General features: G+C 38.2%; 11 protein-coding genes. 10 read left to right on the plus strand and 1 reads right to left on the minus strand.

Annotated elements, in window-relative coordinates; genetic code table 11:
* The first annotated feature begins 32 nt into the window (after window positions 1-32).
* The 9 genes from sstT to putP all read left to right on the plus strand — a co-directional run bounded on the left by sstT (window position 33) and on the right by putP (window position 9376).
* Window positions 33-1235 carry a serine/threonine transporter SstT gene (sstT, locus tag KIP84_RS09755; protein WP_213688362.1) on the plus strand — a complete coding sequence of 401 codons (1203 nt, stop codon included), beginning with the start codon at window positions 33-35 and terminating at the stop codon, window positions 1233-1235.
* A 5-nt stretch (window positions 1236-1240) separates the two neighbouring features.
* Window positions 1241-1921 (plus strand): YoaK family protein, encoded by a 681-nt coding sequence (locus tag KIP84_RS09760; protein WP_213688363.1) that lies wholly within the window; start codon window positions 1241-1243, stop codon window positions 1919-1921.
* A 3-nt stretch (window positions 1922-1924) separates the two neighbouring features.
* The gene (locus KIP84_RS09765; protein ID WP_068566137.1) at window positions 1925-2461 is read left to right on the plus strand and encodes a DUF2058 domain-containing protein; all 537 of its coding nucleotides are present in this window, start codon (window positions 1925-1927) and stop codon (window positions 2459-2461) included.
* Window positions 2462-2822: 361 nt separating this feature from the next.
* Window positions 2823-4670 (plus strand): ABC transporter ATP-binding protein, encoded by a 1848-nt coding sequence (locus tag KIP84_RS09770; protein WP_014206581.1) that lies wholly within the window; start codon window positions 2823-2825, stop codon window positions 4668-4670.
* Entirely contained in the window at window positions 4670-5110 is a 441-nt protein-coding gene (locus tag KIP84_RS09775; protein ID WP_002121358.1) for a MaoC family dehydratase, read from the plus strand. The genes KIP84_RS09770 and KIP84_RS09775 overlap by 1 nt, the downstream gene beginning before the upstream one ends.
* A 108-nt stretch (window positions 5111-5218) precedes the next feature.
* Entirely contained in the window at window positions 5219-6244 is a 1026-nt protein-coding gene (locus KIP84_RS09780) for an AraC family transcriptional regulator (protein ID WP_002121430.1), read from the plus strand.
* Between the two features lie 37 nt (window positions 6245-6281).
* The gene (gcvH, locus tag KIP84_RS09785; RefSeq protein WP_005069578.1) at window positions 6282-6656 is read left to right on the plus strand and encodes a glycine cleavage system protein GcvH; all 375 of its coding nucleotides are present in this window, start codon (window positions 6282-6284) and stop codon (window positions 6654-6656) included.
* Between the two features lie 109 nt (window positions 6657-6765).
* Entirely contained in the window at window positions 6766-7473 is a 708-nt protein-coding gene (locus tag KIP84_RS09790) for a Sir2 family NAD-dependent protein deacetylase (protein ID WP_213688364.1), read from the plus strand.
* A 412-nt stretch (window positions 7474-7885) separates the two neighbouring features.
* Complete coding sequence (gene putP, locus KIP84_RS09795; RefSeq protein ID WP_213688365.1) at window positions 7886-9376, plus strand: sodium/proline symporter PutP; 1491 nt, start codon at window positions 7886-7888, stop codon at window positions 9374-9376.
* A 34-nt stretch (window positions 9377-9410) separates the two neighbouring features.
* Here putP and KIP84_RS09800 read toward each other — a convergent pair whose 3' ends face one another.
* Window positions 9411-9899 (minus strand): Lrp/AsnC ligand binding domain-containing protein, encoded by a 489-nt coding sequence (locus KIP84_RS09800; RefSeq protein WP_213688366.1) that lies wholly within the window; start codon window positions 9897-9899, stop codon window positions 9411-9413.
* 124 nt (window positions 9900-10023) lie between these two features.
* Here KIP84_RS09800 and putA point away from each other — a divergent pair, with 124 nt between their 5' ends.
* Entirely contained in the window at window positions 10024-13776 is a 3753-nt protein-coding gene (gene putA / locus KIP84_RS09805; protein WP_213688367.1) for a trifunctional transcriptional regulator/proline dehydrogenase/L-glutamate gamma-semialdehyde dehydrogenase, read from the plus strand.
* The last annotated feature ends 2 nt before the right edge of the window (window positions 13777-13778 follow it).

Below are 13778 nucleotides of genomic sequence, written 5' to 3' on the forward strand. Positions count from 1 at the left end.
TTTAGCCATGATTAGGTTAATAAGGCCTTTATATGCTTGCATTCTTTTCTCGATTAAGCTTAGTCACTAAGATTATTATCGCCATTATTCTAGGGATAGGCGTTGCATTACTATTTCCGAACGTTACGCCTTACTTAAGTTTATTTGGTGAGCTTTTCATTAAAGCCTTAAAGTCGGTTGCCCCTATTTTAGTTTTTGTATTGGTGCTTTCTTCTATTGCCAACTTCCAAGTGGGTCATAGCGCCAATTTACGCCCTATTATGATTCTATATGTGGCAGGTATGTTGCTTGCAGCTTTCACAGCTGTGATTGTCAGTCTTTCTTTTCCAAGCACATTATTCCTCAATACAGTTTCGCATAATGATTTACAAGCGCCTGGTAGTCTCGCAGATATATTAAAAAACTTGCTCTTAAGCTTTATTGCGAACCCTGTTCAAGCAATTAGTGAAGCTAACTTTATTGGTATTTTAGCTTGGGCAATTGGCCTAGGTTTAGCTATGCGTCATAGCTCAGACACTACAAAACAAGTGATGCAGGATGTTTCACATGCTGTAAGTGCTATTATTCATAAAGTAATTGCTTTTGCACCAATCGGTATTTTCGGATTAGTTGCAGTGACTTTTGCCGATGCGGGCCTTGCAACACTTGAAAGCTATGCACAATTATTAGTGGTATTGTTAGGTACCATGTTCTTTGTTGCATTAGTTATCAACCCTATTCTTGTTGCCCTTACTATACGTGGAAATCCATACCCTCTCGTATTTAAGTGTCTAAAAGAAAGTGGTATTACAGCTTTCTTTACTCGAAGCTCAGCAGCAAACATTCCAGTTAACTTAGATTTGGCAGAGCGTTTAGGTGTTAACCCATCTACAGCTAGTGTGTCTATTCCTTTAGGTGCAACAGTAAATATGGCAGGTGCAGCAGTCACGATTACTGTACTTACATTAGCTACTGTACATACGCTTGGCATTCATGTTGATTTTGCGACAATGGTTATTTTATCAGTTGTTGCTACTGTTTCAGCTTGTGGTGCTTCTGGTGTTGCAGGTGGTTCTCTACTTCTGATTCCAGTAGCTTGTAGTCTATTTGGTATTTCAACAGAAATTGCTATGCAAGTTGTAGCTGTTGGTATGATTATCAGTGTATTGCAAGATTCTACAGAAACAGCCCTTAACTCATCTACAGATGTATTATTTACCGCAGCTGTAGATATTCGCTCTAAGCAAACGTCTTAAACAAAATGCCATTTCAACGTCTACCAAACTGGTTCCAACTTGGAGCCTTTTTGCTGGCATTTAATGCCGGAATGATTAATGTCTTAGGGTTAATTACTCTTTTGCATCAATCTATTTCACATATGACTGGCAACGTTAGTATGCTGGCTATGAGTTTGGTAGAGTGGCAACCAGAACATATCATTTTTTTACTTCTGGTGATTATTTGTTATGTTTGCGGTTCATTTTATAGTGGTTTTATTTTAGGTAGTAGTCATTTTCGACTAGGTCGTCGTTATGGCTTACCTTTGAGCCTTGTTGCCTTATTCATTTTCCTTTGCTGGCTATTGCTTCCTTATTTTCCACGCTATGGATTATTATGGGCTTGTACGGCAATGGGGTTACAAAATGCGATGGTAAGCCACTACAAAGGAACGATTATTCGCACTACTCATCTATCTGGTGTGCTGACTGATATTGGTTTAGCACTTGGATATAAAGCCAGAGGCTTAATTGTAGAAAATCGACGTATTGTTTTACATTTACTTATTCTTGTTGGCTTTCTGCTGGGTGGAATTATTGCTGCTTCAGTACATCCATATTTGAAATTACAATCATTTTTATTGCCAGCAATTTTAAGCTTAGCCTTAAGTATTTCTTACTGGATAGTTTATCTCTATAGTACTTCAACTTCACACAAGGACTAAGACATGGTTAAAAATGCCTTACAAGCACAGCTATTAAAAGCTGGTTTAGTTGATAATAAAAAAGCAAAAAAATTAACAAAGCAAGCTCATCACGAACAACGTCTTGGGCTAAATAATGAAGCTGAAATCAAAGCAAATATTGAAAAAGCTCAACAAGAAAAGTTAGCTAAAGATCAGGCTTTAAATTTAGAAAAACAGAAACAGCTTGAAGAAAAAGCACTTAAAGCATCAATCATTCAGATGATTAAGCAGCACAAGATTACTGATTTTGCTGGGGATGTGGCTTATCAATTTATTGATGAAAATAAAATCAAAAAAGTGTATCTATCTCAGCAAGTTTATAATGCACTTGTTGCAGGTAGCCTAGTTATTGCTAAAGATCAAGATCAATACGCCTATCTTCCAAAAGCTTTAGGTGAAAAAATTGATCAAAAAATGCAAGGCTTCATTTTGATTAATAATGCTGAGAAAAACGAACAAGCCACAGATGAGGAAGATCCATATGCAGCATATGTTATTCCAGACGACCTAATGTGGTAATACAATACTTAGGCCTTTAGGATATAGATCTAAAGGCCTTTTCTAATACGTGTAGCTGTAATAATTTAACAAATGTTCAAAATACTAAGAAAAAATACTTAAAGCATAAATTCCTTCCCCCTTTATCTATTAATCTCGATATAATGAATAATACTTTTAGTCCTCGCGACGTTCTTGAAGGTTTCTTCAAGTCTCCTTTTTTACGTCATGTATTAATTTAAGACGTACAACATTATCAGTTCATGTGTATTTGCATATATTCACAAGATCAAAACCCTAAGTGATATTGATCTAACTGACTTTTTGCAAATTAAATTGCAAAGATTTAATTAAGTGGCTTTTGTCTCAAAGGTAGTAATTCATGCTGAAGTGGTTTGAAAAACTTGTAGATCCCTACCCAACTAAAGGTTTAGATGAACCCTTACCGACTCGTTTTTTTCCATTTGTGTGGCAAGCTACGGAAGGCCTACGCCCTTACTTATTCTTACTTATTCTTTTTACAGCAGGTGCTGCAAGCTTTGAAGCCTTACTTTTTTCAAAGATTGGACAACTCGTAGACTGGTTAAGTAAAAGTCATCCAGAAAGCTTTTTAAGTCAGCATGCTACTGATTTACTCATTTTGATTGCGGTCTTATTTACCAACATCTTTTTTGTAAATATTCAATCTATTATCAAACATCAAATTTTATATAGCACCTTCCCAATGCGTTTGCGCTGGCGTTTCCATAATCTTTTATTGAAACAAAGCTTGGACTTTTTCCATAATGACTTTGCAGGACGACTTTCTGCTAAGGTTATGCAAACAGCGTTAGCAATCCGTGAGTTCTGGATTATTTTGGGTGACATGTTGGCATACGTCAGCATTTACTTCATTACAGTCAGCATTGTTCTTGGCGCAATTTCACCAATTTTACTTATTCCACTTTTAGTTTGGTTAAGCCTATTTTTATTAAGCGCATGGTTCTTTATCCCCCGCTTAAGTAAAGTTTCTCAGCAACAAGCCGATGCTAGAGCGATCATGACGGGCCGTGTAACAGATGCATACACCAACATCCAAACGGTAAAACTATTTGCCCATGCTGGTCGTGAAAGCCAATACGCAAAAGCATCTATGAAAGAGTTCATGACTACAGTCTATGCTCAAATGCGTTTAGGCACCCTCTTTGAAGTCAGCATCAATATGTTGTCTGCTGTTTTGTTTGTAGGTGTAATTGGTACTTCTGTTTGGCTATGGACCCAAGGTTTAGCAGCATTAGGTGTAATCGCAGCAACGACTGCAATGATTTTAAAACTTAATAGTATGGCTGAATTTATGATGTGGCATATGTCAGCCTTATTTGAAAATGTTGGAACCATTCAAGATGGTATGCAAACATTAGGTAAAAAAATCAATATTCAAGACAAACCAGATGCGAAACCACTTGCAGTGACCAAAGGTGAGATTGTATTTAAAGATGTAAGCTTTGCTTATAACAATAAAAATGTGATTGATCACTTCAACTTGCATATTAGAGCAGGTGAAAAAATAGGAATTGTGGGCCGTTCTGGCGCAGGAAAGTCTACGCTGATTCAGTTGCTTTTACATTTTTACCATCTTAAGCAAGGTGCTATTTTAATTGATGGCCAAAACATCGAAGATGTAACTCAAGATAGTTTAAGAGCTAATATTGCTTTAGTTACTCAAGATACGTCTTTATTACATCGCTCAGTTGCAGAAAATATTAAATATGGTCGCCCAGATGCGTCTGATGCAGACATGGAGAATGCTGTAAATAAAGCCAAAGCTGCTGAATTTATTCCACAATTAGTTGATTTAAAAGGACGTAGTGGTTATAACGCTCAAGTAGGTGAACGTGGCGTCAAGCTTTCTGGTGGTCAAAGACAGCGTATTGCTATCGCACGTGTTTTCTTAAAAGATGCTCCTATTCTTATTTTAGATGAAGCAACTAGTGCATTAGACTCGGAAGTTGAAGCAGCAATCCAGTCAAGTTTAAATGACCTAATGGTTGATAAAACCGTTATTGCAATTGCACACCGTTTATCTACTATTGCACAAATGGACCGTTTAATCGTTCTTGATGAAGGTCGAATTGCTGAGCAAGGAACTCATGAAGAGTTAATTGCGCAAAATGGTATATACGCACAGTTATGGAAACGTCAAACAGGCGGTTTCCTAATTGAACAAAAAGTATTACAGGGTCAAGATTAATGCTTTATTTAGAAGATTTGAAAATTGGTGATCGTTTCATTAGCCGTGAATATGAAATTACCTTAGATGAAATCAAAAAATTCGCAAGCTCCTATGACCCTCAACCCTTCCATATAGATGAAGAACAAGCTAAGCACGATCCAATTTTTCAAGGAATTGCTGCTAGCGGTTGGCATACTTCTGCAATTACTATGCGGTTATGGACGGAATGTATGCCGATTCATGGCGGCCTGATTGGTTCAGAGTCTAGCTTACGGTGGCCACGCCCTACTCGACCAGGTGATAAAATTCATGTGGAAGCAGAAATTTCAGCAATCACACCATCCAAAACAAAATTAGATCGTGGTATTGTAAGTTACGTTACGCAAGCCTTAAATCAAAATGGCGACGTATTACTTATTTCAACAACAAAAATTGTTGTCTTTAAAAAGAATGTTTAAAACATGGTTGATATGATTGTCTAACAGTTTTTATAAACTCAGATTATATTTCATGACAAGATGTGTAAGAAATGCATGTGACAAATTGATGAGAGCAATGGAACGCATATGAAAATTACCTCAGCTCGTCAAGATCAAGGTATTCCGGGTGTCTATGGCTTATTGCTATTAGATGTTGTTTCGCGTTGGGGATATAACGATGAAACATTATTTGCTCCATTTCATCTTACTAGTGAGCAACTGGCCGATCCTGATTATCGTATTTCTACACCTGTAGCAAACGAACTAGTTAAACACGCGCTTAATTTAACTGGTGAAACTACGTTGGGTTACCACCTTGGTACTCAAATGCGTATTTCGATTCATGGCTTTATTGGCTATGCGATTATGACAGCCAAAGACATTACTGAAGCAATTGCCCTTGCAGCACGCTTTATTCAACTACGACTACCTTTTTTACAACTCTATTTTTCAACGTTTGGGCCAAAAGCTACCCTACAATTACAGTGTGACATCGAACTTGAACCTCTAAGAACAGAAATCGTTTTAGGTTTGACCATTGGTATTATGAGTATGGCCAAAGCGATTACGGGTATCGAAGATTTAGCTGGTGATGTAGATTTGGACTTTCCTGAACCAGAAGGCTTTGAAAAGTATAGAAATAAACTAAGCAGCACAATTCGCTTCAACCAGCCACATCTGATTTCAAGTTTTGATAAAAAATACTTAGGAATTAAATTAGTTAATGCTGATCCTATCGCAAGTCAGGTTGCTATTAATCAGTGCGAAGCAGAACTTTCCGCTTTAGGTGAGCGCCGTCGTTTAGCAATGCGAGTTCGTGATATTTTAAGTAATTCTGAACAACATTATTTAAGCATTGAAAATGTAGCTGAATGTCTACACATGTCAGACCGCACACTAAAGCGCCAATTAGCAGCGGAAGGAACATCATTTTCAACTTTAGTTGATGAAGTACGCTATCGACACGCAACATCTCTGCTTTCACGTACAGATTACAGTCTTGAACAAATTGCAGATGAACTTGGCTATTCAGACGTTGCAAATTTTAGCCGTGCTTTTAAACGCTGGAGTGGCCGTAGCCCAAGCAACTGGCGTAAAGACCCATACTTATAATGTTAAAAACTATTGGACACAAGCTTAAGGAGTTACCATGAATCATCCTTCGGAACTGAAGTATGCACGTACACATGAGTGGGTAAAGATTGAGGGTGATCTTGTTATTACAGGGATTACCGATCATGCACAAGATGAACTTGGCGATTTGGTTTACGTTGAAACTCCGGAAGTTGGGAGTAAAGTTACTGCTGGCGAACAAGCTGGTGTGGTTGAATCAGTAAAAACTGCTTCTGACATCCATGCTCCTGTTTCAGGCACTGTAGTAGAAGTAAATACTGACCTTGAAGATGATCCTGATTTTGTAAATGACGATCCATATGGAAAAGGCTGGATTTATAAAATCAAACCAGACAACATTGCAGATGTTGAAAAACTTTTAACAAATGCAGAATATGAAGCTGGCTTATAAAAGATAGCTATAGCTTTTCATATTTAATAAAAACCAGTTTAGTCTTAAACTGGTTTTTTCTTTATCTATTATCTATTCAAAATCTATTCAAATTCAGTTTTACGAATCGGTGACTTCTATGACAAAGCTTGTTGTATTCTCTGGCGCTGGCATGAGTGCTGAAAGTGGAATTAGCACTTTTCGTGACAGCAATGGCTTATGGGAAAATTACGACATCCAACAAGTTGCCACACCTGAGGCATGGCAAAAGAATCCTGCTTTAGTTCAACGCTTTTATAATGAGCGACGTAAAAATATTTTAGAGGCTGAACCTAACGAAGCTCATCAATATATTGCCGAACTACAAGACTACTTTGACGTACAAGTGATTACTCAAAATATTGATGATTTACATGAACGGGCTGGAAGCTCTAACGTTTTACATTTGCATGGAAATATTCGTTTAGCGAAAAGCTCTGGCCCAAATGCACAATTTGCAACAAAGTTTTACGATATTAATGGTTGGAAGCTAGATTTAGAACAAGACTTTTGCCCAGATGGCTATCCGCTGCGTCCACATGTAGTCTGGTTTGGTGAAGCTGTACCTGCCTATGAAGAAGCAATTCAATTAGTACAAAGTGCAGATATTTTTATTGTGATCGGCTCGACATTAAGCGTATATCCGGTTGCAGCTTTAGTTCATGAAATTTCAAATCAATGTAAAGCCTACTATATAGATCCAAATGCGGATCATCTGCGTGTTCCTCATCAATATGAATTATTAAAAATGTCAGCGACTCAAGGAATGCATAGACTTTTTGAAAATTTAATCGGCTAATTGCTATTTTTAGACAGTAAATAAGCTTAATTTGAATAAAAAAAATTATTAATTGAACAAAAAATTGTCGATTTTTTTAACTTTATTCTAAATTTCTATAAATTTTTTTTGAGCAATAGCCTATTTATGACTGAATATAGATTTATTTTTTTAGAAAATGACATTTTTTTGCTGAAAAAAATTAAAAAAATAAATATTAAAAAATTATAAGTTAATGATTAATATTATAATTTTATATCTCTAAAATCAATTTATTTCAAGTTACACAATGATACAAAAGTATAATACAAAAATAACAGTGCAAAAAAAATCTTTTGTGGTTGAATCTCAACCTCTTGGATGCCGTACAAGAAAACAGCGACCTGGATTAGGTTACAATCACGGATTATGGATATAAGGACACACATCCATTATGAGTTATTTTGATCCCACCCTCATCATGTTTATGGTGTACATCGTAGCAATGGTTCTTATCGGCTTATTTGCCTACCGTGCTACAAGCGACTTCTCAGATTATATTCTCGGTGGTCGTAGTTTAGGCAGTTTCGTAACTGCATTATCCGCAGGCGCATCAGACATGAGTGGTTGGCTGCTCATGGGTTTACCAGGCGCGATTTATCTTTCTGGTTTATCTGAAGCGTGGATTGCAATTGGTCTTATTATCGGTGCTTGGCTTAACTGGCTACTGGTTGCTGGTCGATTACGCGTTCATACTGAAGTCCAAAATAATGCACTCACGTTGCCAGATTATTTTACAAGTCGTTTTGACGATCAGAAAAAAGTACTTCGTATTTTCTCTGCCGTTATCATCTTGGTTTTCTTCGCAATTTATTGTGCTTCAGGCATGGTAGCAGGCGCCCGTTTATTTGAAAATTTATTCGGAATGTCATACACCACTGCTATTTGGCTCAGCGCAATTGCAACCATCAGTTATGTTTGTATCGGTGGATTCTTAGCGATTAGCTGGACCGATACGTTCCAAGCTGGCCTAATGATTTTTGCTCTGTTATTAACACCAATCGTAACTTATCTTGCAATTGGCGATACAACACAATTTGTGACACTCATTGAAACTGCTCGTCCACATGCGTTTAACATCATCTCAGATTTGAGTGTTGTGGCGGTTCTCTCCTCCATGGCATGGGGTTTGGGTTACTTTGGTCAACCACATATCCTTGTACGTTTCATGGCTGCTGACTCTGTAAAATCAATTCCTGCTGCGCGCCGTATTGGTATGACTTGGATGATTTTATGTTTAGCTGGTGCAGTCGGTGCTGGTTTCTTCGGTATTGCTTACTTCCAGCAACACCCTGAATTAGCAGCAGTTGTAAGCAAAAACCCTGAAACAGTATTTATGGAATTGACTAAAATCTTATTCAATCCATGGATTGTAGGTATCATTCTGGCTGCGATTTTAGCTGCTGTGATGAGTACATTGAGCTGCCAGCTTTTGGTATGTTCAAGTGCATTAACAGAAGATTTATACAAAGGCTTCATTCGTAAGAATGCATCTCAAAAAGAACTTGTATGGGTTGGCCGTATCATGGTTCTTGCGATTGCTGTTCTTGCAATTGCTCTTGCTGGTAATCCAGACAGTAAAGTTCTTGGTCTTGTTGCTTATGCATGGGCTGGTTTCGGCGCTGCATTTGGTCCGCTTATCATCTTATCATTGTTCTGGAAACGTATGAATTTACAGGGTGCTCTAGCGGGTATGATCGTTGGTGCAGTTGTAGTGATTGGCTGGAAAAATCTTTTCGCAGACACTGGTGTTTACGAAATTATCCCAGGCTTTATCCTTGCATTTATCAGCATCATTGTAGTGAGTCTCTTAACTAAAGCGCCAAATACGACAGTAACTGGCCGCTTTGAAAAAGCAGATGAACTCTACAAAGAAAGTGTATAAGTTATTGAAATAAATCAAAGGGGCTTCGGCCCCTTTATTTATTTTTAGTTTTGATTTTAATTTTTGAAGTATCTTTTACAACTTGCATGACAGGATAACTACGAGTCTCTTTTACCCCTGGTAATTGCCACAGTACCTGCCCCGCAATTCGTCTAAACTCTTCCATGCTGCCACTTCGTAATTTAATTAAAAAATCAAACCCACCACTGACCATATGGCATTCAACAATTTCAGGATAGTGAACAACAGCATCAATAAACTCATCTAAAACATTGGGTGTTGTTTTATCTAATAGCACCTCTACGAACACCAAAAAATTTGCATTTAACTTAATTGGATTCAATTTCGCTTCATATCCTAAGATGAATTCATCTTTCGTTAATTTTTGAACTCGGGCCATCACTGCTGTTGGTGACAAGTTAACAAGTTCGGCTAATTTACTATTAGAAATTCGCCCATCTGTTTGAAGAATATCCAAAATTTTTAAATCAATGCGGTCAAGGCTTAATATTGGGCCATTCATCTGAATTTTCCTCTAAAAAATTGGCAAAATATAGTGAGTTATTCGGTGTTTCTTCTGTAATGATAAATTATCTAAACCTCTCTACTCAAGATGGCAGTATGAGAGTTGCTTGGCGGAAACAGATATGAACACAATGGATACTTTTCATCAAATGGATAAATCTCACCAAGGCTATATCACCGAATTTAACGATAAAAGTGAGTTTGAACAACGCATTAATACAGCTTGGCGACGTGCTGAACCAGAAGCTGTAGAAGAGCTATTACAAGCTGCCGCGGTATCTGATGATTTAGATCATAAAATTTATGACCTTGCTTTTAATCTTGCCAATAATTTACGTGAACGTAAGACCTCTTCCGGCAAAGCAGGTATTGTTCAAGGGTTATTACAAGAATTCTCTCTTTCTTCACAAGAAGGCGTGGCGCTCATGTGTCTAGCCGAAGCTTTGCTTCGTATTCCAGACTCAGCAACACGTGATTTGCTTATTCGAGATAAAATCAATCAAGGTAACTGGAAAGAACATGTTGGCCAAAGCAGCTTAATGTTTGTAAATGCTGCGGCATGGGGCCTCATGTTAACTGGTAAGCTGATGGAAACTCCTAAGCAAACCAGTCTTTCAAGTGTACTTACTGGCCTTTTAGCACGCAGTGGACGTGGCATCATTCGTAAAGCTGTTGACGTTGCAATGCGTATGATGGGTGAACAGTTTGTAACTGGTGAAACCATTGAAGAAGCTGTAGACCATGCGAAAGTACTCGAAGACAAAGGTTTCCGCTATTCTTACGATATGTTAGGTGAAGCAGCCTTAACCGAACATGATGCTGAACGCTACTTTAACGATTATACACAAGCCATTCATGCAATTGGCAAAGCGTCTAATGGTAAAGGCGTTTATGATGGCCCAGGTATTTCAATTAAGCTTTCTGCTTTACACCCTCGTTATCAACGCGCGCAAATTGAACGTGTTCATCAAGAACTTTACGGCAAAGTATTTGAACTCGCTCGTTTGGCTAAAAAGTACAATATTGGCTTAAATATCGATGCTGAAGAATCAGAACGTTTAGAAATTTCTCTTGAGTTACTAGAACGTCTTTGCTTCGAGCCAGAACTTGCAAACTGGAAAGGTATTGGCTTCGTTATTCAAGCTTACCAAAAACGCTGTTTCTTCGTGGTTGATTATATTATTGACCTTGCTAAACGCAGCCAAAAGCGTCTCATGATTCGCCTTGTGAAAGGTGCGTACTGGGATAGCGAGATTAAGAAAGCGCAAATCGAAGGTATGGATGACTACCCTGTCTTTACTCGTAAAGTACATACAGACTTATCTTATATCGCTTGTGCTAAAAAATTACTTGCAGCACCTGAGTTTATCTATCCGCAATTTGCAACTCATAATGCTCAAACATTGGCAACGATCTATCATTTAGCTGATCCAAGCAAATATTATGCTGGTCAATATGAATTCCAATGCTTACATGGCATGGGTGAACCGCTTTATGAACAAGTTGTTGGTCCACGCGAGCAAAATAAATTAGGCGTGCCATGCCGTATTTATGCACCCGTTGGTAACCATGAAACTTTGTTAGCTTATTTAGTTCGTCGTTTACTCGAAAATGGCGCGAATACTTCATTCGTTAACCGTATTGCCGATAAAACACTTAAAGTTGAAGACCTTATCCAGTCTCCAATTTACGATATTCGTCATGCAGCTAAGCTTGAAGGTTCAGTTGGCTTAAAACATCCATCTATTCCTCTACCTTTAGATATGTACGGAACACTTCGTAAGAACTCTAAAGGTTATGATTTAGCAAACGACACTCCACTTGCAGCTTTAGATAACACAGCTCAAGAATTACGTAATCGTATTTGGCAAAGTCATCCATTATTGGCAAATAACGAGTCGTTAGAGCAAGGTCATTCTGTTGCAATTACAAGCCCAGCACAAAATGATGAAATTGTTGGTTATGTGCAAGAAGCTGATCTTAAGCATGTTGAAATTGCACTTAATGCAGCTGAACAAGCTCAATCAGAATGGTCAAATACGCCTAAAGAACACCGTGCTCAATACTTAAAACGTGCAGCTGACCTAATGGAAAGCCGTATTCAAGAGTTGATGGTATTACTTTGCCGTGAAAGTGGTAAAACTTATGCCAATGCGATTGCAGAAGTTCGTGAGGCTGTAGATTTCCTACGTTACTACGCAACTCAAGTTGAGAATCTTCCTGCAAATACAGCTATTCAACCTTTAGGTACTGTACTTTGTATTAGCCCGTGGAACTTCCCTCTTGCAATTTTCTCTGGTCAAATTGCTGCAGCATTAGTCAGTGGTAACTGCGTTATTGCTAAACCTGCTGAACAAACCCCATTAATCGCAGCTCAAGCAGTTCAGATTTTATGGGAAGCTGGTATTCCACATGGTGCTGTACAGTTACTTCCTGGCCGCGGTGAGACAGTCGGTGCTCAGCTTAGCCAAGATAGCCGTATTGATAGCATCATGTTTACTGGTTCGACTGAAGTTGCAAAAATTTTACAGAAAACCGTTGCGAAACGTTTATCTGAAAATGGTCAATCGATTCCTCTCATTGCAGAGACTGGCGGTCAAAATGCAATGATTGTGGATTCATCTGCATTAACTGAACAAGTCGTACTCGATGTTGTAAGTTCCGCTTTTGATAGCGCGGGTCAACGTTGCTCTGCTTTACGTATTTTATGTGTGCAAGAAGACAGCGCTGCAACCGTTATTAAAATGCTTAAAGGTGCAATGCAACAGTTAATTGTAGGTAACCCTGCAATTTTAAAAACTGACATTGGTCCTGTTATTGATGACGAAGCAAAACAGACGATTGATCAACACATCCAAAAAATGAAGTCGAAAGGCTATCCAGTACATCAGTTAATGTTTGGTGCAACAAGTCAGAATGAACTAGATAAAGGAACTTTTGTTGTACCAACAGCAATTGAACTTCCTAATCTTGATGACTTACAACGTGAAGTTTTTGGTCCAGTTTTACACATCATTACCTATAAGTATGGTGAGCTTGAACAACTCATTTCACGCATTAATGCCAAAGGTTATGGTTTAACAATGGGTCTACATACCCGTATTGATGAAACCATCCAAACAGTCATTCAGCATGCTGAAGTGGGTAACCTTTATATCAACCGTAATATTGTTGGTGCTGTTGTTGGTGTACAACCATTCGGTGGTGAAGGTTTATCTGGTACAGGCCCGAAAGCTGGTGGTCCGCTTTACATGTATCGCTTGATGCAGCAGTGTTCAAACAAAGTATTAGCAACACCATTTGCTATGAAGACTGAGCAAACTGCTTTTGAAGGCTTTAACCGTGAGGTTTATCAGAGCTTACAAAATTGGGCGAAACAGCATTTACCGCAAGCAAATCTTGAGATTGAACCATTTGGTGTAGGCAAGTTTTATGAGTTACAAGGTCCTACTGGGGAAAGTAACCAATATATTATTTTGCCACGTCATCGTGTTCTTTCTATCGCTGATACAGAACAAAATCAGTTGCATCAGTTGCTCGCAATTTTTGCAGTGGGTAGCCAAGCGGCCGTAATGCCAAATAGTCCGTTATTGGCAAAACACAAACAAACATTGCCAAAAGATGTGCTTGCTGCAATTACTACAGTTAAAAATATCACATCAGATGATTTTGATGCAGTTTTACATCATGGTAATCGCGAAGAGATCTTCTCATTACAGCAAGAGATTGCTACTCGTTCTGGTGCAATTGTCGGTATTACCCATGTTGAGCCGAATGAAACTATTCCACTTGAGCGTTTAGTGATTGAACGTGCAATTAGCGTGAATACAGCTGCAGCTGGTGGTAACGCAAGCTTAATGACAATGACTGATTAATA

It is taken from the genome of Acinetobacter sp. BHS4, assembly GCF_018454425.1.
Classification (GTDB): Bacteria; Pseudomonadota; Gammaproteobacteria; order Pseudomonadales; family Moraxellaceae; genus Acinetobacter; species Acinetobacter pittii.

Coding starts and splice junctions, on each gene's coding strand:
- sstT (WP_213688362.1), top strand. CDS start 33: ATGCTTGCATTCTTTTCTCGATTAAGCTTAGTCACTAAGATTATTATC.
- KIP84_RS09760 (WP_213688363.1), top strand. CDS start 1,241: ATGCCATTTCAACGTCTACCAAACTGGTTCCAACTTGGAGCCTTTTTG.
- KIP84_RS09765 (WP_068566137.1), top strand. CDS start 1,925: ATGGTTAAAAATGCCTTACAAGCACAGCTATTAAAAGCTGGTTTAGTT.
- KIP84_RS09770 (WP_014206581.1), top strand. CDS start 2,823: ATGCTGAAGTGGTTTGAAAAACTTGTAGATCCCTACCCAACTAAAGGT.
- KIP84_RS09775 (WP_002121358.1), top strand. CDS start 4,670: ATGCTTTATTTAGAAGATTTGAAAATTGGTGATCGTTTCATTAGCCGT.
- KIP84_RS09780 (WP_002121430.1), top strand. CDS start 5,219: ATGAAAATTACCTCAGCTCGTCAAGATCAAGGTATTCCGGGTGTCTAT.
- gcvH (WP_005069578.1), top strand. CDS start 6,282: ATGAATCATCCTTCGGAACTGAAGTATGCACGTACACATGAGTGGGTA.
- putP (WP_213688365.1), top strand. CDS start 7,886: ATGAGTTATTTTGATCCCACCCTCATCATGTTTATGGTGTACATCGTA.
- KIP84_RS09800 (WP_213688366.1), bottom strand. CDS start 9,899: ATGAATGGCCCAATATTAAGCCTTGACCGCATTGATTTAAAAATTTTG.
- putA (WP_213688367.1), top strand. CDS start 10,024: ATGAACACAATGGATACTTTTCATCAAATGGATAAATCTCACCAAGGC.